Annotated in this window: 16 protein-coding genes and 3 pseudogenes; 2 read left to right on the forward strand and 17 right to left on the reverse strand. The window is 66.1% G+C overall.

Annotated features, from left to right (window positions below; translation table 11 throughout):
* Positions 1–164 precede the first annotated feature (164 nt).
* The 15 genes and pseudogenes from paaZ to paaF all read right to left on the reverse strand — a co-directional run bounded on the left by paaZ (position 165) and on the right by paaF (position 15,731).
* Positions 165–2,216, reverse strand: coding sequence for a phenylacetic acid degradation bifunctional protein PaaZ (paaZ, locus tag E6B08_RS10235; protein ID WP_136913888.1), 2,052 nt, complete (start codon positions 2,214–2,216; stop codon positions 165–167).
* Between the two features lie 24 nt (positions 2,217–2,240).
* Positions 2,241–3,473 carry an OprD family porin gene (locus E6B08_RS10240; RefSeq protein ID WP_136913889.1) on the reverse strand — a complete coding sequence of 411 codons (1,233 nt, stop codon included), beginning with the start codon at positions 3,471–3,473 and terminating at the stop codon, positions 2,241–2,243.
* Positions 3,474–3,500: 27 nt separating this feature from the next.
* Positions 3,501–5,069 (reverse strand): annotated as a pseudogene (locus E6B08_RS10245) (cation acetate symporter); the annotation flags it as partial.
* A complete protein-coding gene (locus tag E6B08_RS10250; protein ID WP_136913891.1) occupies positions 5,060–5,368 on the reverse strand; it encodes a DUF485 domain-containing protein in 309 nt (102 codons plus the stop codon). The pseudogene E6B08_RS10245 and the gene E6B08_RS10250, both read right to left, overlap by 10 nt.
* Positions 5,369–5,553: 185 nt before the next feature.
* A complete protein-coding gene (gene paaE, locus E6B08_RS10255) occupies positions 5,554–6,630 on the reverse strand; it encodes a 1,2-phenylacetyl-CoA epoxidase subunit PaaE (RefSeq protein WP_136913892.1) in 1,077 nt (358 codons plus the stop codon).
* A gap of 15 nt (positions 6,631–6,645) precedes the next feature.
* On the reverse strand, positions 6,646–7,179 hold the full coding sequence (gene paaD, locus E6B08_RS10260) for a 1,2-phenylacetyl-CoA epoxidase subunit PaaD (RefSeq protein ID WP_136913893.1): 534 nt from the start codon (positions 7,177–7,179) through the stop codon (positions 6,646–6,648).
* Positions 7,166–7,924, reverse strand: coding sequence for a 1,2-phenylacetyl-CoA epoxidase subunit PaaC (gene paaC, locus E6B08_RS10265; RefSeq protein ID WP_136913894.1), 759 nt, complete (start codon positions 7,922–7,924; stop codon positions 7,166–7,168). Before paaC ends, paaD begins: the two co-directional genes overlap by 14 nt.
* An 8-nt stretch (positions 7,925–7,932) precedes the next feature.
* Entirely contained in the window at positions 7,933–8,214 is a 282-nt protein-coding gene (gene paaB, locus E6B08_RS10270) for a 1,2-phenylacetyl-CoA epoxidase subunit PaaB (RefSeq protein ID WP_136913895.1), read from the reverse strand.
* A 25-nt stretch (positions 8,215–8,239) separates the two neighbouring features.
* Positions 8,240–9,229 (reverse strand): 1,2-phenylacetyl-CoA epoxidase subunit PaaA, encoded by a 990-nt coding sequence (paaA, locus tag E6B08_RS10275; protein WP_136913896.1) that lies wholly within the window; start codon positions 9,227–9,229, stop codon positions 8,240–8,242.
* 271 nt (positions 9,230–9,500) lie between these two features.
* Entirely contained in the window at positions 9,501–10,820 is a 1,320-nt protein-coding gene (gene paaK / locus E6B08_RS10285) for a phenylacetate--CoA ligase PaaK (protein ID WP_136913898.1), read from the reverse strand.
* A gap of 113 nt (positions 10,821–10,933) precedes the next feature.
* Complete coding sequence (gene pcaF, locus E6B08_RS10290; RefSeq protein WP_136913899.1) at positions 10,934–12,154, reverse strand: 3-oxoadipyl-CoA thiolase; 1,221 nt, start codon at positions 12,152–12,154, stop codon at positions 10,934–10,936.
* On the reverse strand, positions 12,147–12,602 hold the full coding sequence (paaI, locus tag E6B08_RS10295) for a hydroxyphenylacetyl-CoA thioesterase PaaI (protein WP_136913900.1): 456 nt from the start codon (positions 12,600–12,602) through the stop codon (positions 12,147–12,149). The genes pcaF and paaI overlap by 8 nt, the downstream gene beginning before the upstream one ends.
* Complete coding sequence (gene paaH / locus E6B08_RS10300) at positions 12,599–14,131, reverse strand: 3-hydroxyacyl-CoA dehydrogenase PaaH (RefSeq protein WP_136913901.1); 1,533 nt, start codon at positions 14,129–14,131, stop codon at positions 12,599–12,601. Before paaH ends, paaI begins: the two co-directional genes overlap by 4 nt.
* A 2-nt stretch (positions 14,132–14,133) precedes the next feature.
* A pseudogene (gene paaG, locus E6B08_RS10305) lies at positions 14,134–14,924 on the reverse strand (2-(1,2-epoxy-1,2-dihydrophenyl)acetyl-CoA isomerase PaaG).
* Positions 14,925–14,957: 33 nt separating this feature from the next.
* Positions 14,958–15,731: a 2,3-dehydroadipyl-CoA hydratase PaaF gene (gene paaF / locus E6B08_RS10310; RefSeq protein WP_136913902.1), complete on the reverse strand. Its 774-nt coding sequence runs from the start codon at positions 15,729–15,731 to the stop codon at positions 14,958–14,960.
* Between the two features lie 279 nt (positions 15,732–16,010).
* Between paaF and paaY the strand changes: the two genes are divergently transcribed.
* Both paaY and paaX read left to right on the forward strand, forming a co-directional pair.
* Positions 16,011–16,610 (forward strand): phenylacetic acid degradation protein PaaY, encoded by a 600-nt coding sequence (paaY, locus tag E6B08_RS10315; RefSeq protein ID WP_136913903.1) that lies wholly within the window; start codon positions 16,011–16,013, stop codon positions 16,608–16,610.
* Positions 16,611–16,687: 77 nt separating this feature from the next.
* On the forward strand, positions 16,688–17,617 hold the full coding sequence (paaX, locus tag E6B08_RS10320) for a phenylacetic acid degradation operon negative regulatory protein PaaX (RefSeq protein ID WP_192938637.1): 930 nt from the start codon (positions 16,688–16,690) through the stop codon (positions 17,615–17,617).
* 85 nt (positions 17,618–17,702) lie between these two features.
* Here the strand turns inward: paaX and E6B08_RS10325 are convergent.
* Both E6B08_RS10325 and E6B08_RS10330 read right to left on the reverse strand, forming a co-directional pair.
* Positions 17,703–18,686: pseudogene (locus tag E6B08_RS10325) on the reverse strand (aldo/keto reductase); the annotation flags it as partial.
* Entirely contained in the window at positions 18,683–19,606 is a 924-nt protein-coding gene (locus E6B08_RS10330; RefSeq protein ID WP_238349305.1) for an ABC transporter substrate-binding protein, read from the reverse strand. The pseudogene E6B08_RS10325 and the gene E6B08_RS10330, both read right to left, overlap by 4 nt.
* Positions 19,607–19,618 lie beyond the last annotated feature (12 nt).

The raw sequence follows: 19,618 nt of genomic DNA on the forward strand, positions 1-19,618 counted from the left end.
GAGGTGAGTGCGGCGCGCTGATTGGTCAGCAGGTACGCGTGCGAACACTAGCAATCTTAAAAAACGATTTTAAATACCTTTTTCGCATATGCATATGAGGCAATCCGTAGCAGACGGCTTGCCGGCGATGGGCCGCAAAGCGGCCCTCGCATACGACCCGCAGGTCACCCCTTCTTCAACACCAACGTCAGGATGTCGTAGCTGGCAACGATTTCCCCTAGCTGGTTGGTCACCTCCACGTCCCAGGCCACCACGCCCTGCGGTTGCCCCAGGGGGCTGGTCTTGCCTTGGTCGATCTTGCGCTTGCAGGTCAGCCGCGCCTGGATGGTGTCGCCGATGCCCACCGGGTTGATGAAGCGCAGGGTATCGAGCCCGTAGTTGGCCAGCACCGGCCCTGCGCCCGGCGAAACGAACAGCCCGGCAGCCGCCGACAGCACGAAGTAGCCATGGGCGATGCGCTTGCCGAACTGCGACTCCTTGGCCGCGATCTCGTCGAAGTGCATGTAGAAATGGTCGCCCGACAGGCAGCCGAAGTTGACCAGGTCGGCTTCGGTCACGGTGCGGCGGTGGGTCAGCAGCGACTCGCCGATGCGCAGCTCCTCGAAGTAGCGGCGGAACGGGTGCACCTCGGTCTCGATCACTTGCGCGCCACGCACGTATTCACCGGTCACGGCGCTGAGCATGCTCGGCGATCCCTGTACCGCTGCACGTTGCAGGTAATGCTTGACCGCACGCAGGCCGCCCAGCTCCTCACCGCCACCGGCACGCCCAGGGCCGCCGTGCTTGAGTTGCGGCAGGGGCGAACCGTGGCCGGTCGATTCCTGCGCGGCTTCGCTGTCGAGTACCAGCAGGCGGCCGTGCCAGGCGGCGGCGACCGGGATGGCCTTGGCCGCTACCGCGCGGTCGGCGGTGACCAGGGACGCCACCAGGCTGCCCTTGCCGCGGGCGGCCAGGGCCAGCGCTTCGTCAAGGTCGTCGTAGGCCATCAGCGTGCTGACCGGGCCGAACGCCTCGATGTCGTGGGCGCCGCCTTCGGCATGCGGGTCACGGGCCTGGAGCAGGGTCGGGGCGAAGAACGCACCCTCGGCCACGCCTTCGCCACGCGGAGCGAAGCCATCGCTGGCACCGAACACCTGGTCGCAACTGTGCAGCAGGCTACGCACGCGCTCGCCGACGTCGCGCTGCTGATCATGGGAAGCCAGGGCGCCCATGCGCACGCCTTCGACCGATGGATCACCGACCACCACCTTGCTCAGGCGCTCGCGCAGGCGGGTGGCCACGGCGTCGATATGCTTGGCTGGCACGATGGCGCGGCGGATGGCGGTGCATTTCTGCCCGGCCTTGGTGGTCATCTCGCGCACCACCTCCTTGATGTACAGGTCGAACTCCGGGCTGTCCGGGGTCACGTCCGGGCCGAGGATGGCGCAGTTGAGCGAGTCGGCCTCGGCGGTGAACGGCACCGAGTTGCGGATCAGGTTGGGCGTGACGCGCAGTTTGGCGGCGGTGTCGGCGGAGCCGGTGAAGGTCACTACGTCCTGGCCCTGCAGACGGTCGAGCAGGTCACCGGTGCTGCCGACCACCAGTTGCAGGCTGCCAGCCGGCAGCAGCCCCGATTCGTCCATCAGGCGAACCACGGCTTCGGTCAGGTAGCTGGTCGAGGTGGCCGGCTTGACGATGCATGGCATGCCGGCGAGGAAGGTCGGGGCGAATTTCTCGAGCATGCCCCAGATCGGGAAGTTGAAAGCGTTGATGTGCACCGCGACGCCTGCGCGTGGCACCAGGATATGGCTGCCGGCGAACTTGCCTTGCTTGCCCAGCGCGATGGCCGGGCCTTCGTGCACCAGGTTGCCCGAGGGCAGTTCGCGGCTGCCGATGCCGGCATAGGCGAACAAGGTGGCGTTGCCGCCCTCGATGTCGATCCAGCTGTCGGCGCGGGTGGCGCCGCTGTGATGGGACAGGGCGTACAGCTGCTCCTTGCGCTCGGCCAAGTACAGCGCCAGGGCCTTGAGCCGCTGGGCGCGCTGCTGGAAGTCCATGGCCAGCAGCTCGGCCAGGCCGCGGGCGCGGGCGAAGTCGACGGCCTCGGCGAAGTCCGGGCGCTCTTCGTGGCTATAGGCCAGGACATGGCCGTCCAGGGCGCTGCGCAGCGCTTGCGCGCCGTGTTGGCCGAGCCAGCGGCCGGCGATGAAGCTCTGCAGGGTGGGGGCGATAGACATGTGATTCTCCTCCAGGGGGCGCTGTTACCACAGCGCCACGGTGTAGCCGATGATCAGGCGGTTTTCGTCCACGGCGTTGGTCAGGCCATTGCCGGAACGGAAGGTGACGTTGCGCCAGCGCAGGCTGATGTCCTTGAACGGGCCGCTCTGGATGACGTAGGTCAGGTCGGTGTCGCGCTCGCGTTCGCGGCCGTTGCTGACGGTCGCGGTTTCGGCGTGGCGGCCGTCGGTGTAGCGGGTCATGAAGGTCAGGCCGGGGATGCCGAGAGCGGCGAACGAGTAGTCGTAGCGCAGCTGCCAGGAATCCAGCCCGGCACGGGTGAAGGTGTTGAAGGTCACCAGGTTGACGGTGAACGGGTCACCGCCATTGACGAATGGGAAGGCACTGTCGCCGGACTGCTGTTGCCAGGCGGCAGTGAACTTGTGGGCGCGCACGCCGAGGGTGAACATGGCGTTGAAGTTGCGGTTGTCGATGGTGCCGGCACGTTCGGCGCCATCTTCGCGGCTGTCGAAATAGCGCAGGTCGCTGCGCAGGCTCAGGCCTTCGCCCAGCGTGCGGGTATCGACCAGGCCGACGAACTGCTGGCGGTAGATGTCCTGCAGCTTGGCGTAGTAGTAGCTGACGCTGGTTTCGGCGGTCAGGGCGTAGCTGCCGCCGCCGAAGTCGAGGTGGTCGCTGACGGCGGCGCCGTAGCCCATGTCGTCGCGCCCGGACGAGTCACGCAGGTTGGCCCGGCTCAGGCGCCCGGCGTTGAAGGTCAGGCCGTCGATGTCCTGGCTGGTCAGCAGGCCGCCCTGGAAGGTCGAGGCCAGCAGGCGGGTATCGTTGTACATCACCACCGGCAGGCTCGGTTGCAGGGTACCCAGGCGCAGGGTGCTCTGGGCCAGGCGCAGCTTGCCGGTCAGGCCCAGCTCGCTGTAGTCGTCGACCGGCTCGTGGCTGTTCGGGCCGAACGGCAGCAGGCCGGTGTTGCGCCGGTCACGGCTGGAGTCGAGCTTGATGCCCAACTGGCCAAGGGCATCCACGCCCACCCCCAGCGGGCCGTCGGTGAAGCCCGACTCGAGCTTGACGGTGAAGCCCTGGCCCCATTCCTCGGCCTTGGCTTGTGGTGCGTTGCTCTGGCGGAAGTCGCGGTTGATGTAGTGGTTGCGCAGTTCCAGCTTGGCGTGGCTGTCATCGATGAAGTCCGCCGAGGCCGACAAGGGCAGGGCGAGGGTGGCCAGGCAGGCGGCCGATGTGAAGTGCGTGCGGTTCATTGTTGTTATACCCGACAGGTTCATGGATCAGTGCTTGCTGGCGCCGGCGGCGCCGATACCGGTCATGGAGCGGATGAACTGGGCCAGGTAGCGGCCCCGTTCTTCGGCCGCGCGCGCCGAGCCATCGGTGACCGAGAACACCCACGCGCCGATGAACGCCAGGCTCATGGAGAACAGCGCCGGGTTGCTGTAGGGGAACAGCGCCGTTTCGTTATGCAGCACGTTGACCCACACCGCAGGGCCCAGCACTACCAGCACGATCGCCGAGGCCAGCCCGGCCATGCTGCCGCACACCGCGCCGCGGGTGGTCAGGCCCTTCCAGAACATCGAGAGCAGCAGCACCGGGAAGTTGACCGAGGCGGCCACCGCCAGCACCAGGCCGGACAGGAAGGCGATGTTCTGCGACTCGAAGACCAGGCCCAGCACCACCGCAAGCAGGCCGATCACCAGGGTGGCGATACGCGATACGCGCATTTCCTCGCGCTCGCTGGCCTGGCCCTTGCGCATCACGCAGGCATACAGATCGTGGGACACCGCCGAGGCGCCAGACAGCGCCAGGCCGGCCACCACAGCCAGGATCGTGGCGAAGGCCACGGCCGAGATGAAGCCGAGGAACAGGTTGCCGCCCACCGCTTGGGCCAGGTGCACCGCGACCATGTTGCCGCCGCCGATGATCGCGCCGCTGGCATCGCGGTAGGCCGGTTCGGTGCCGACCATGACGATGGCGCCGAAGCCGATGACGATCAGCAGCAGGTAGAAGTAGCCGATGAAACCGGTGGCGTAGAACACGCTCTTGCGCGCTTCCTTGGCGTCGCTGACGGTGAAGAAGCGCATCAGGATGTGCGGCAGGCCGGCGGTGCCGAACATCATGCCCAGGCCCAGGGAAATCGCATCCACCGGATTGGACAGCAAGCCGCCCGGCGCCATGATCGCCTGGCCCTTGGCATGCACCGCCACGGCATTGGCGAACATCGCCTCGGTGCTGAAGCCGAAGTGCTTGAGCACCATGAAGGCCATGAAGGTGGTGCCCGAGAGCAGCATCACCGCCTTGATGATCTGCACCCAGGTGGTGGCGAGCATGCCGCCGAAGGTCACGTAGGCGACCATCAGCACGCCGACCAGCATCACTGCATACAGGTAGTCGATGCCGAACAGCAGTTCGATCAGCTTGCCGGCTCCGACCATCTGCGCCACCAGGTACATCAGCGCCACGGCCAGGGTGCCGAAGGCCGAACTCAGGCGCACCGGGGTCTGCGCCAGGCGGTAGGAGACCACGTCGGCGAAGGTGTACTTGCCCAGGTTGCGCAGGCGCTCGGCGATCAGGAACAGGATGATCGGCCAGCCGGCCAGTACGCCCAGGGCATACAGCAGGCCGTCGTAGCCGTTCATGAACATCATCGCCGAGATGCCCAGGAAGGACGCGGCGCTGATCATGTCGCCGGCGATCGCCAGGCCATTCTGCATGCCGGTCAGGCCGCCGCCGGCGGTGTAGAAGTCGCTGGCCGAGCGGGTGCGCAGGGCGGCCCAGCGGGTCACCAGCAGGGTGAAGCAGACGAACACCATGAACATCGAGATGGCGGTCCAGTTCATTGCGCGCACTCCTGCTTGACCTTGTCGTTGAGCGGGTCGAGCACGTTGTTGGCGCGGTACACGTAGAGGCCGGTGAGGGCGAAGGACAGCAGCACCATGAGCACGCCGACCAGCATGCCGACGGTGGTCACGCCGCCGCTGAGCGACTGGCCGAGGGTGCTGGGCGAGAAGGCCACCAGCAGCACGAAGCCGTAGTAGCTGACCAGCATGGCCAGGGTCAGGCTGCCGTTGAGGCGGCGTTTGCGCCGGACCAAGTGTTGGAAGTCGGGGTGGTTGGCGATGCTTTCTATGCGTTCGGGGGTCATGGGTTGCGATCTCGGGGTGTTGTAATTGTTTTGGTGAGGTCACGCGGGTATTGCGGTGTGAACGGTCGTTGTGGGAGCGGCCTTGCGTCGCGAAAGGGCTGCGCAGCAGCCCCTGGATCCATGGTTTGGCCGAAATCCCTGGGGCTGCTGCGCAGCCCTTTCGCGACGCAAGGCCGCTCCCACAATCACAGCTGGTCGAAGTCCAGGACCACCTTGTCGCTCACCGGGTAGGTCTGGCACGACAGCACATAACCGGCGGCCACTTCGTAGTCTTCCAGGGCATGGTTGCTGTCCATTTCCACCTCGCCCTCGATCACCCGGCACTTGCAGGTCGAGCAGACGCCGGCCTTGCACGAATAGGGCAGTTCGGCACCGATGGCGTTGCCGGCATCGAGGATGTTCTGGCTGTTGCGTGGCAGGTCGAAGCTCAATGCCCGCCCGTCGCTGATCACGGTGATGTGGCTCAGCGCCGAGTCCACCTGGCGCGCCGCTTCACGTGCCTCGCGGCGGGCGGTGTTGTCGGCGGCGGCGAACAGTTCGAAATGAATGCGCGCCTTGGCCATGCCGTTGGCCTGCAGGCTGTCGCGCACGGTTTCGGTCATCGCCTGGGGGCCGCAGATGAACGCGGCGTCGAGGCCTGGCACGTCCAGCCAGCGGGAGAACAGCTGGCCGCACTTGTCGGCATCGATGCGGCCGTTGTACAGGTCGACGTCCTGCTGCTCGCGGCTGAACACGAAGATCAGGTTCAGGCGGTCGAGATAGCGGTTTTTAAGGTCTTCGAGCTTGTCGCGAAACAGTGCGCCGGAGCTCGAGCGGTTGCCGTACAGCAGGGTGAAGCGGCTGTGCGGCTCGCTGGCCAAGGTGCTGGCGACGATCGACAGGATCGGGGTGATGCCGCTGCCGGCAGCCACGCCCAGGTAGTTGCCCTGGCGCGCCGGGTCGAGCGGCACGAAGAAGCTGCCCGAAGGAGGCATCACTTCCAGTTGCTGGCCGGCCTTCAATACTTCGTTGGCGAAGGCCGAGAAACGCCCGCCCGGCACGCGCTTGACCGCTACGCGCAGTTCGCCGTCCTGCACCGCGCTGCAGATGGAATAGGAACGACGGATTTCCTCGTCGTCCAGCTGGGTGCGCATCACCAGGTACTGGCCCTGGGTGAAGCGGAAGGTCTGCTGCAGGTGCTCAGGCACGTCGAAGGCGATCGACACGGCATCGCGGGTCTCGTTGCGCACTTGCTTGATGGTCAGGCTATGAAACTGGCTCATGGTGATCTCCACGGCTCAAATGCATTTGAAATAGTCGAACGGCTCCAGGCACTCGCGGCAGCGGTACAGCGCCTTGCAGGCCGTGGAGCCGAACTGGCTGAGCAGTTCGGTGTGGGCGCTGCCGCATTGCGGGCAGCACACCTCGGGGGCTTCGCCGAGCAGGCTGCGCTTGCTGGCGCTGCCTTGCGGCGGAGCGATGCCATAGGCGCGCAGGCGTTCACGGCCTTGGGCGCTGATCCAATCGGTGCTCCAGGCCGGCGTCAGCCGGCGCTCGAGGTCCGGGGCGGCGAAGCCGGCTTGTTCCAGCGCCTGGCGGATGTCGCCCTCGATCACCTCGGTGGCCGGGCAGCCGGAGTAGGTCGGGGTAACGACGAGGTGCAGGTGGCCGGCGCGCCAGTCGACGTCGCGCACGATCCCCAGGTCCACCACGCTGACTACCGGCACTTCCGGGTCCATGACTTCGCCCAGCACTGCCCAGGCCCGAGCGAGGTCGTCGCCGCGGGCTGCACGGGCGCCGCGGTCCCCGGCGATCAGTTCACCAGGTTGCATCGGGGTAGGCCCTTGGCAGGAACTGCATCTCGGCCAGCAGCAGGCCCAGGTGCTCGGTGTGCAGGCCCTGGCGGCCGCTCAGGTAGAAGTGGCTGGCGGCCTTGGGCAGGGGCAGCTCGACCGAGTCGAAAATCGCCGTGACCTGTTTGAGCCAGGCAGCGCCGACCACAGCCGGATCGGCGCCGAGGCCGGCGTTGGCCAGTTGCACTTCGTTGTCGCTGCCGGCCGTGAGTTCGACGGTAAAGCGCCACAGCGCCGGGATGGCGGCGAGCATGCGCCGACGGCTTTCGTCGGTGCCGCCACCCAGGCGTTGCACCCACTCGCTGGAGCGGCGCAGGTGGTAGGTGACTTCCTTCAGGGCCTTGGCGGCGATACCGGCGATGCGCTCGTCGCGGGACTCGCTCAAGCCCTGGAGCACGGCCAAATGCCAGGCGTCGTAGAAGAACTGCTTGGTCATGGTCACGGCGAAGTCGCCATTGGGTTGCTCGACCAGCAGCAGGTTGCGAAACGCCCGCTCGTCGCGGCGAAATGCCAGGGCGTCGGCATCGCGGCCGTCATCGAGCAGCTCGGCGGCGTATTCCAGCCAGTTGCGCGCCTGGCCAACCAGGTCGAGGCCGACGTTCATCAGTGCCAGTTCTTCCTCCAGCGCCGGGGCGTGGCCGCACCATTCGCACAGGCGCTGGCCCTGGATCAGGGCGCTGTCACCGAGCAGCAGGAGGTAGGGGATCAGATCGTGCTTGTGCATGGCCAACCTCACATGTGTCCGACTTCGTCGGGCAGTTCGTAGAAGCTGGCGTGGCGATAGACCTTGTCGTCCGAGGGGACGAACAGCGGGTCTTTCTCGTCGGGCGAGGAGGCGGTGATCAGTGCCGAAGGCACTACCCACAGGCTCACACCCTCGCTGCGGCGGGTGTACAGCTCACGGGCATTCTCGATGGCCATGGCGGCGTCGGCGGCATGCACGCTGCCGACGTGCTTGTGGTTCAGGCCGTGCTTGCTGCGCACGAACACTTCGTAGAGGGTCCAGGTTGACATACTCGATCTCCGCATCAATCGCCGTTCAGGCGGCGTTCTTGTTCTGTTGCTTGCGTGCATAGGCCACGGCCGCCTCGCGTACCCAGGCGCCATCCTCGATGGCCTGACGCCGGGTGGCGACGCGCTCCTGGTTGCACGGGCCGTTGCCCTTGATGACTTCGTAGAACTCGTCCCACTGGATGTCGCCGAAATCGTAGTGGCCGCGTTCGGCGTTCCACTTGAGCTCCGGGTCCGGCGCGGTGCAGCCGAGCAGTTCCAGTTGCGGCACGGTCTGGTCGATGAAGCGCTGGCGCAGTTCGTCGTTGGTCTGACGCTTGATCTTCCAGGCCATCGACTGGGCGCTGTTGGGCGAATGTTCGTCGCTGGGGCCGAACATCATCAGCGAGGGCCACCACAGGCGGTTGATGGCGTCCTGGACCATGTCCTTCTGCGCCTGGGTGCCGTGGCGCATCATGGTCAGGAGAATTTCGTAACCCTGGCGCTGGTGGAAGCTCTCTTCCTTGCAGATACGGATCATCGCCCGGGCGTAAGGGCCGTACGAGGTGCGCTGCAGCACCACCTGGTTGACGATGGCGGCGCCGTCGACCAGCCAGCCCACTGCGCCCATGTCGGCCCAGCTCAGGGTCGGGTAGTTGAAGATGCTCGAATACTTGGCCTTGCCGCTGTGCAGCTTGGCGACTTCTTCGTCGCGGTCGGCGCCGAGGGTTTCCATGGCGCTGTACAGGTACAGGCCGTGGCCGGCTTCGTCCTGGATCTTGGCCATCAGTTGCAGCTTGCGCTTGAGGCTCGGGGCGCGGGTGACCCAGTTGCCTTCGGGCAGCATGCCGACGATTTCCGAATGGGCGTGCTGGGAGATCTGCCGGATCAGGGTCTGGCGGTAGGCCTCGGGCATCCAGTTCTTGGCTTCGATCTTGATTTCGGCGTCGATCTTTTCCTGGAAGTTGCGCTCCTCAAACGACATCTCTTCCAGCGACTTGACGCGCTTGACTCCGGTTTCCACTAGCTGTGCGTACATGTTCCGACTCCTGCTAAGGCATGAGTCATTTGTAAGCGATACAAAATTAAACGTCAAACATAATTATGTGTATCGGATAAAATTTGTGTATCGCTTTGGCGCCAAAGGGGGCTGCTGTGCAGCCCAATCGCGACACAAGGCCGCTCCCACAAGGAAATGCGATCTCCTGTGGGAGCGGCCTTGTGTCGCGATTGGGGCGCAAAGCGCCCCCGCCACCTCGCAGGCAAAAAAAAGCCCCGGACCAGGCCGGGGCACACAGGCAGCCGACGAATCAGCCAGCCAACCGCTTGTCGAACACATGGCACGCCTTGCCCTCGGAACGCTTCAGCGTGCCGCAAGGCTGCAGGCGCACCTGGGTGCTGATGCCGATGTAGGTCTTGATTTGCTTGGTCAATTCACCGGTCAGCAGCTTGCACTGCGCTTCGTCGAGGTTTCGGCATTCACCACGCAGTTCCACGTGCACCTCGACGCTGTCCAGGTTGCCATTGCGATACAGATGGATCTCATAGAGCTCGGAAAGCTGTTTGATTTTAAGCACCTGCTCTTCGATCTGCGTCGGGAACACGTTCACCCCGCGGATGATCAGCATGTCGTCGCTGCGCCCGGTGATCTTGCCGATGCGCCGCATCGGTCGCGCCGTGCCCGGCAGCAGGCGGGTCAGGTCGCGGGTGCGGTAGCGCACCATCGGCAGCGCCTCCTTGCTCAGCGAAGTGAACACCAGCTCGCCCAGTTGCCCGTCCGGCAGCACCGCGCCGGTCACCGGGTCGATGATCTCGGGGTAGAAGTGGTCTTCCCAGATGGTCGGGCCATCCTTGGTTTCGATGCACTCCATGGCCACGCCTGGCCCCATGATTTCCGACAGGCCATAGATGTCCAGGGCGTCGATGCCCAGGCGCTGTTCGATGGAACGGCGCAGCTCGTCGGTCCACGGCTCGGCACCGAAGATGCCCAGGCGCAGCTTGAGGTCTTGCGGGGCGATGCCCTGGCGTTCGATCTCGTCGGCCAGGTTGAGCATATAGGACGGCGTGACCATGATGATGTCGGGCTGGAAGTCGCGAATCAGCTGGACCTGCTTCTCGGTCTGTCCGCCCGACATCGGAATCACCGTGCAGCCGAGGCGTTCGGCGCCGTAGTGGGCGCCCAGGCCGCCGGTGAACAGGCCATAGCCGTACGACACATGCACCTTGTCACCCTTGCGCCCACCCGCGGCGCGGATCGAGCGGGCCACCACGTTGGCCCAGGTGTCGATGTCGTTCTGGGTGTAGCCGACCACGGTCGGCTTGCCGGTGGTGCCGCTGGAGGCATGCAGGCGCACCACTTCCTGTTGGGGCACGGCGAACATGCCGTAGGGGTAGTTGTCGCGCAGGTCGTTCTTGCCGGTGAAGGGGAACTTCGCCAGGTCGTCGAGGGATTTCAGGTCGTCGGGATGTGCGCCGCACTCGTCGAAGCGCTTGCGGTACAGCGGCACGTTGTCGTAGGCGTGTTTCAGGCTCCAGCGCAGACGCTCCAGCTGGTGCTGGCGCAGGGCGTCGATACTGGCGGTTTCCATCGGGTCCAGCAGGGCACGATCGGCATCATGGTACATGTTCATGGCTTCACTCGAATTGTTCTTGTACGTCGGCCGTCTGATGTCCCAGGCGGCTTATCGTGAGTGTCATGGACGCAGCATAACCGGCGGCGTCGCGTTCAGTAACAGGCCGTTGGTCAGAGGCGTTCGATGACCATGGCGATGCCTTGGCCAACGCCGATGCACATGGTGCACAGGGCATAGCGGCCGGCGGTTTCTTCCAGTTGATGCAGGGCCGTGGTGACCAGGCGCGCACCGCTCATGCCCAGTGGGTGACCCAGGGCTATGGCGCCGCCGTTGGGGTTGACCCGAGGGTCGTCGTCGGCCAGGCCGAGCTCGCGCAACACCGCCAGGCCCTGGGCGGCGAAGGCTTCGTTGAGTTCGATGACGTCCATGTCCGCCAGCGACAGTCCGGTCAGTTCCAGCACCTTGCGCGTGGCCGGCACCGGGCCGATGCCCATGATCCGTGGTTCGACCCCGGCCACCGCCATGCCGACCACCCGACCGCGGGCCTTGAGGCCATGGCGGCGGGCGGCCTCGCTGCTGGCCAGCAACAGCGCGCAGGCACCGTCGTTGACTCCGGAGGCGTTGCCGGCGGTGATGCTGCCGCCCTGGCGGAACGGCGTGCCGAGCTTGGCCAGCTGTTCGAGGGTGGTGTCGGCGCGTGGGTGCTCGTCGTGTTCGACGCGAATGGCCGGGCCTTTGCGCTGCGCAATTTCCACCGCCACGATTTCCTGGGCCAAGCGGCCACTGGCCTGGGCAGCGTCGGCCTTGTGCTGGCTGCGCAGGGCGAAGGCGTCCTGGTCGGCGCGCGAGATGGCGAACTGCTCGGCGACGTTCTCGGCGGTTTCCGGCATCGAGTCGATGCCGTATTCGGCCTGCATCAGTGGGTTGACGAAGCGCCAGCCGATGGTCGTGTCGAACAGTTCGGCGCTGCGGCCGAAGGCCTGCTCCGCCTTGCCCATGACGAACGGCGCCCGCGACATCGACTCGACGCCGCCGGCCAGCATCAGCCCGGCCTCGCCGCAGCGCAGGGCGCGGGCGGCGATGCCGATGGCGTCCAGGCCCGAGCCGCACAGGCGGTTGAGCGTGGTGCCTGGCACGCTGGTCGGCAGCCCGGCCAGCAGGCTCGCCATGCGCGCAACGTTGCGGTTGTCTTCGCCGGCCTGGTTGGCGCAGCCGAGGATCACGTCGTCGATCGCTTGCCAGTCCAGTTCCGGGTGGCGCTCGACCAGCGCCTTGATCGGCACGGCGGCGAGGTCATCCGGGCGTACGCGGCTCAGGGCGCCGCCGTAGCGGCCGATCGGCGTGCGCACGGCATCGATGATCAGGGCGTCGAAAGGCTTGTGGTCACTCATCTGCGTTCTCCTGCGCGAGCACTGTGCCGCGCACTTGGTAGGATTTGCCCCGGAACAGCGCGATCAGTTCGCCACGCTGGTTTTCGATGCGTACGTCGTAGAGCCCGGTACGGCCTTTGCGGCTGAGCTCGACGGCGCTGGCGCAAAGCACGTCATCGCGCAGTGCCGGGGCCAGGTAGTCGATGCTGCAGCCTTGGGCGACCGTGGCCTTGTCGTGGCTGTTGCAGGCAAAGGCGAAGGCCGAGTCGGCCAGGGCGAACAGAAAGCCGCCGTGGCAGGTGCCGTGGCCCTGGATCATGTCGGCGCGCACCGGCATGCTCAGGCGCGCATGGCCAGGGCCAGCCTCCAGCAGGCGGATGCCCAGCGCCTGGGTGGCGCGGTCGCGGGTGAACAGGGCGTCGGCGCAGGCCTGGGCCAGCGCCTCGGGGGTGCGTTGCAGGTCGGTCATGGCTTCGAACTCCCGGTGACGGTCGCGGCGCCCTCGGCGTGCAGGCGGCGCAGCAGAACGGATGGGCGGTAGCGGCTTTCGCCGTAGCTGCGTTGCAGGTTGTCCAGCACGCGCAGGCTGTAGCCGATGCCGATCTGTTCGGCCCAGGCCAGCGGGCCGCGCGGGTAATTGACCCCGGCGCACATGGCCAGGTCGATGTCGGCGGCACTGCCGACGCCTTGCAGCACGGCGTCGGCCGCTTCGTTGGCGAGCATGGCCACTGTGCGCAGCACCACCAGCCCGGGCAAGTCGGCGACGCCCGTCACCTTCAGGCCTGCCTGTTGCAACAACGCCACTGCCTGATCGCGAGCGTCGGCGGTGGTGTCTGCAGACCAACTGATGGCCATGCGCGAGGCGCCCTGGTAATCCAGGGCCAGGTCGAGCAGCACCAGGTTGCGCAAGCCGTCCTCGACGGCGCGCTGGCTGGCCAGGCGGCCATCGGACAGCGCCAAGGTGGCGTCGCCGACGCGGATCAGGCCACTACCGGCGCGCTCGGTAACGGCTACGCCGCTGTCCTTCAGGCGCTGCACCAGCGGCTGCATGACACCCAGGTGGCCTTCGATCACGCAGGCTCCAGCGTGCGCCTGGCTATGCATTTCGCCAGCCACTGGGCGTTCGGCGTCGTCGCTGTAGCGATAGAAGCCTTGGCCGCTCTTGCGCCCCAGGCGTCCGGCGTCGACCAGCTCCTTCTGCACCAGCGACGGCTGGAAGCGAAAGTCGCCATAGAAGGCCTCGAACACCGAACAGGTGACCGCATAGTTGACGTCGTGGCCGATCAGGTCGGTCAGTTCGAAGGCGCCCATGCGAAAGCCACCGGCGTCGCGCAGCAGTGCGTCGAGGGTCGCGCAGTCGGCTGCGCCTTCTTGCAGCAGGCGCAGGCTTTCGGCGTAGAACGGCCGGGCCACGCGGTTGACGATGAAGCCTGGCGTGGAGCGGGCGTGCACCGGCTTCTTGCCCCAGGCCTTGGCGGTTTCGTACAGCGTGTGCGCCAACGCGGGCGCGGTGGCCAGGCCCGAGACGATTTCCACCAGGGCCATCAGCGGCGCCGGGTTGAAGAAGTGCATGCCGATCACCTGCTGCGGCCGTTGCAGGCCGGCGGCCAGGCTGGTGATCGACAGCGACGAGGTATTGCTGGCGAGGATGCAGTCCGCTGCGCACAGGTTCTCGAGCTGGCGCAGCAGGTCTTGCTTGACCTGCAGGTTCTCGACGATGGCCTCGATGACCAGGCGGGCATCGGCCAGGGCGTCGATGGCTTCCACCGGCTCCAGGCGGGCGACGATCGCTTCGCGTGCCTCGGCCTGCAGCTTGCCTTTTTCCACCAGGCGGCCGAGTTGGCGATCGATGCCGGCAATGGCCTGCGCCGCGGCGCCGGGGCGGTTGTCGTAGAGCTTCACCGGGTGGCCGGCTTGCGCGGCGACCTGGGCGATGCCAGCGCCCATGGCGCCAGCGCCGATCACGGCGACCTGGGCATTGCTGTCGAGTGCATTCATGGTCAGCGGCCCTTGAAGGCGGGTGTGCGTTTGTTCATGAAGGCGCTCACGCCTTCGCGGTAGTCCTCGCTGCGCCCGGCCAGGCGCTGCAGGTCGCGCTCCAGTTCCAGTTGCTCATCGAAGCCGTTGTCGAAGCTTGCGTTGAGGCTGCGCTTGATCAGGGCCAGGCCGTAGGTCGGCTGGCTGGCCAAGTGGCGAGCCAGGGCGAGTGCCTCGTCGCGCAACGCGGCATCGTCGACCACCCGATGGATCAGCCCCCAGCGTTCGGCCTGCTCGGCGCTCAGGCGCTCGCCGAGCATGGCCAGGGCCTTGGCTCGCGCCATGCCGACCAGGCGTGGCAGCAGCCAGGTGCCGCCGGAGTCCGGCACCAGGCCGATCTTGCAGAACGCCTGGATGAAGCTCGCCGAGCGGGCCGCCAGCACCAGGTCGCAGGCCAGCGGGATGTTGGCCCTGCCCCGGCAGCCACGCCGTTGACGGCGCAGATGACCGGTAGCGGCAGGTCGCGCAGGGTGCGCACCAACGGGTTGTAGAACTTGTCGATGGACTCGCCCAGGTCAGGCATGTCGGCACCCGGCGCCACATTGCGGTCGGACAGGTCCTGGCCTGCGCAGAAGCCGCGGCCTTCGCCGGTCAACAGCAGCACGCGGGCTTCGTTGCTCTGGCGCACCTGCTTGAGGGCCTCACGCACTTCCAGGTGCATCTGCGTGTTGAAGCTGTTGAGTTGCTCGGGGCGATTCAGCGAGAGGAGGGCGACGCCGTCCTCGATGGAAAACAGAATGTGCTCGAAAGTCATGGCGGGCTCGCTCGGTCAGTCGATGGGAGGGGCTCAGCAACCTTTGAAGTGCGCCGGGCGTTTTTCCTGGAAGGCGCGGATGCCTTCGTCGCGGTCGGCGGTGCCGGCCAGCAGGGTGAAGGCGTGGCGCTCGAAGCGCAGGCCGCTGGCAAGGTCGGTGTCGCCGGCCTTGAGCAGTGCCTCCTTGGCCAGGCGTACGGCCAGCGGCGCCTTGGCGGCAATGGCGCGGGCCACTTCGAGGGCGCGCTCGACGGTGAATTCGGGCTCGGTGGTTTCGCTCACCAGGCCGGCCTGCAGGGCATGCCGGGCGGTAATGGCTTCGCCGCTGAGGACCATCTGCATGGCCAGCGGCTTGCCCACGGCGCGTAGCAGGCGCTGGGTGCCGCCGGCACCTGGGATGATGCCCAGGTTGATTTCCGGCTGGCCGAAGCGGGCGTCGGTGCCCGCGATCACGATGTCGGCGCACATCACCAGTTCGCAGCCGCCACCCAGGGCATAGCCGTTCACGGCGGCGATCAGCGGCTTGGCGAAGGCGGCGATGCGCTGCCAATGGGCGACGCGGGGGTCGTTGAGGATGCCGACCAGGTCGCGCTCGGCCATCTCACGGATGTCGGCCCCGGCGGCGAAGGCCTTGCGGCTGCCGGTGACGACCACGGCGCGGGTGTGTTCGCAGTCTTGGGCGGCGCTCAGTTCGGCGGCGAGTTCGGCCAGCAGTTCGGTGCACAGAGCGTTGAGCGCTTCCGGCCGTTGCAGGGTGATCAGGCGAACGCCGTGTTCGGGCGCCTGCACTGCGATGAAACGAGGCATGTCGGGTTCCTCTGGCTGCACGCACGGCACAAGGGTTGGCCGGCTTTTCTTGGACTTGTCTGCAGGGGCAGCGCCGAGCGTGCCCAGGTGGGATCAGTATAAGCACTATGTGATACACAAAATCAATATCGACCAAGATAAAATGTATCTCTAATGCCGAAAGGTAGCTCAGGGTTATTTGAGTGGATCAGTGAAATTAAGGGCTTTGGCTGGATTGACGGCGGGTGATGTTGCGATACAAGATCGCCATAAATTACAAATCATTTCCGGAGATTGACCATGCCTTGCTACCGACTCGATGGCCTGACCCCGGTCGTCCACCCCAGCGCCTACGTGCACCCGAGCGCCGTCCTGATCGGCGATGTGATCGTCGGTCCACGTTGTTACGTAGGCCCGTTGGCCTCGTTGCGGGGTGACTTCGGGCGGATCGTCCTGGAGGAGGGCGCGAACCTGCAGGACACCTGCGTGATGCACGGTTTCCCAGGCGGCGACACGGTGATCGAGCGCAACGGCCACGTCGGTCACGGCGCGGTTTTGCACGGCTGCCGGGTGGGTGAGGATGCCCTGATTGGCATGAACGCGGTGGTGATGGATGGCGCCCATATCGCGCCACGCTGCATCGTGGGCGCGACGGCCTTCGTCAAGGCCGGCTTCGAGTGCCCGGAGCAAAGCCTGGTGATGGGCTCCCCGGCCCAGGTCAAGCGCCCGCTGAGCGAGCAGGAGTTGAGCTGGAAGCAGCGCGGCACCGCCGAGTACCAGCGCCTGAGCGAGCGCTGCATGGCCAGCATGGTCGAATGCCCGCCGCTGGCCGAGGCCGAAGCGCAGCGCCCGCGCATGGGAGACGGGGGCTTTAGGCCCAAGGGCGAGGCGGGCGCATGAACCTGCTTGCGTCGCGCCATGGCCAGGCGACCCGCCGCACAGGTATAGTCGGGGCTTTCTCCGCGCACAGTTCCTCCATGAGCAACCTCGCCCCGCTGAATAACCTGATCACCCGCTTCCAGGAGCAGACCCCGATCCGCGCCAGTTCGCTGATCATCACCCTCTATGGTGATGCCATCGAACCCCACGGCGGCACGGTGTGGCTGGGCAGCCTGATCAACCTGCTGGAGCCGATCGGCATCAACGAACGGCTGATCCGCACGTCCATCTTCCGCCTGACCAAGGAAGGCTGGCTGACTGCCGACAAGGTTGGCCGGCGCAGCTACTACAGCCTTACCGGCACCGGTCGGCGGCGTTTCGAAAAGGCCTTCAAGCGTGTCTACAGCCCCAGTCAGCCGGCTTGGGATGGCGCCTGGACCTTGGTGCTGCTGTCGCAGCTCGATGCCGCCAAGCGCAAGGCGGTGCGCGAGGAGCTGGAGTGGCAGGGCTTCGGCGCGATGGCGCCCAACCTGCTGGGTTGCCCACGCGCCGACCGCACCGACCTCGCTGCGACCCTGCGCGAGCTGGAGGCCAGCGAGGACAGCATCGTCTTCGAAACCCACACCCAGGAGGTGCTGGCGTCCAAGGCCATGCGCGCGCAGGTGCGCGAGAGCTGGCGTATCGACGAATTGGGGCAGCAGTACAGCGAGTTCATCCAGTTGTTCCGGCCGTTGTGGCAGGGTTTGAAAGAGCAGGCCGAACTCGATGCCCAGGACTGCTTCCTGGCGCGTACCCTGCTGATTCATGAATACCGGCGGTTGTTGTTGCGCGATCCGCAGTTGCCCGAGGAGTTATTGCCCGGGGATTGGGAGGGCCGGGCGGCGCGGCAGTTGTGCCGGAATCTGTATCGGTTGGTGTGCGCCAAGGCGGAGGCGTATCTGGGCAGTGCGCTGGAGACGGCGGATGGGCCGTTGCCGGATGTGAACGAGAGTTTTTATCGGCGCTTTGGTGGGTTGAAGCTGGATTGAGTGGGGTGCCTGTGCCGTCCCCTTCGCGGCGGTTCGGCACAGACGAAACCGGTCGAAGTCCAACCTAAACAGACCCCAGCAACCCCAGTTCCTCCTCGGTGAACCCCAGCTGCTCCAGCGCCTTCAGGTTCTCCAGCAACTGCTCGCGACTGCTGACCCCAACCAACACCGAGGTCACCCGCGAATCACGCAGCGCCCAGGCCAACGCCAGTTGCGAAAGCGATTGCCCGCGCTTGCGCGCCACCGCCTCGAAATCTGCAATGCGTACCTGCAGCGCCTCGTTCAAGGCGCTGTGCTGCAGGTACTTGCTTCCCCGGCCGATCCGCGAATCCGCTGGCACTCCTTGGGCATACTTGCCCGACAACACCCCCTGCGCCAGCGGCGAATAGGTCACCACACCTGCACCACGCTCGGCAGCCTCGGCCAGCACGCCGTTGCTCTCGATGTCCCGCTCCAGCAGGTTGTACACCGGTTGCTGCAAGGTCAATGGCACCTGCCGGGCGCTCAGCAGCTCGGCGATCTGCGCAGCCTGCGCCGCGCTGTACGAGGAAATCCCCACATACAACGCCTTGCCCTGGCGCACGATGCTGGCCAGCGCGTCGGCGGTTTCTTCCAGCGGCGTGTCGGGATCGAAGCGGTGCGAGTAGAAGATATCCACGTAGTCCAGACCGAGCCGTTGCAGGCTCTGGTCCAGGCTTGCCAGCAGGTACTTGCGCGAGCTGCCGCCCTGGCCGTACGGGCCGGGCCACATGTCCCAGCCGGCCTTGGTGGAAATGATCAACTCGTCGCGATGCGGGGCGAAGTCCTGGCGCAGCAATTGGCCGAGGTTGCGTTCCGCACTGCCGTAGGGCGCGCCATAGTTGTTGGCCAGGTCGAAGTGGGTGATGCCATGATCGAAAGCTGTGCGCAGGATCTCGCGTTGCCGGGCCAGTGGCATGTCGTCACCGAAGTTGTGCCAAAGGCCCAGCGACAGGGGCGGCAGCGTCAGGCCGCTGGCTCCGGCGCGGCGGTAGTGGCGGCCGGCATAGCGATCGGAGGCCGGGGTGTAGGGTGTCAGTGGTTGGCTCATGGGGCGGTGCTCCAGCGGTAGCTGTCGGTGGGTTGCCAGGCGCTGCCCAGGTTGGCTTGCTTGAGGGCACGGCTGAGAATGTCCGAGGCCGCCCACTGGTCGACATCGAAGGTGGCGCGAATCAGCCGTGCGTCATGGGCGAGTTTGACGTCCTTGCGCAACGTGCCTAGGTAATAGGGGTCGAGCAGTGGCGAATAGATGAAACGCAGATCGGCGCCCTTCAGGCTGTCGGCAAGGACCTTGGGTGGGTAGGCCGATTGTTCGGCGCTGAGGTCGATCTGGGCTTGGCGGTTTTCCTCGCGGGACAACCAGTCCAGCGCCTTGGCGACCGCTGCAGCGGCATCGACCACCGCTTGTGGATGGGCATCGATGAATGCCTGGGTGAACAGCAAGCCGCCCTGGCCCGCGCCCTTGCCGCCCAGCTGGGGGCTGCCCAACGGGATCTGGATGACGCCCTTGTCACGCAGGGCGAACAGCCGCGACGGCGCCCAGCTGGCGTCGATCTGGCCGGCCGCGAGTGCGGCATTGACGGCGTTGAAGTCCAGGTTGATGACGCGCACGTCGCGTTCGCTCAACCCGGCGCTGGCCAGTACGTCGATCAACGCAAGGTGGTCGGCGGTGCCGCGCAACATGCCGATGCGCTTGCCCTTGAGGTCGGCGACGGTGTTGATGCCCGAGCTTGGCGTCACCCCCAGGTAGCCGTTGATGCCACGACCGGTGGCCATTACCAGGCGGGTCTGCACGCCGCTGGCGCGGCCGATGATCGAGGCGAGGTCGCCGAGGAAGGCGGCGTCGAGCTGGCCGTTGGACATGGCCTCGTTGATCAGCGGGCCAGCTCCCTTGAAGAAATACCACTTCACCGCCACGCCTTGGTCGGCCAGTGCCTGCTCGAGGACCTGGCGGCTGTGCAGCACATCCACCAGCGGCCCGGC

The organism is Pseudomonas putida (assembly GCF_005080685.1).
Lineage (GTDB): Bacteria > Pseudomonadota > Gammaproteobacteria > Pseudomonadales > Pseudomonadaceae > Aquipseudomonas > Aquipseudomonas putida_V.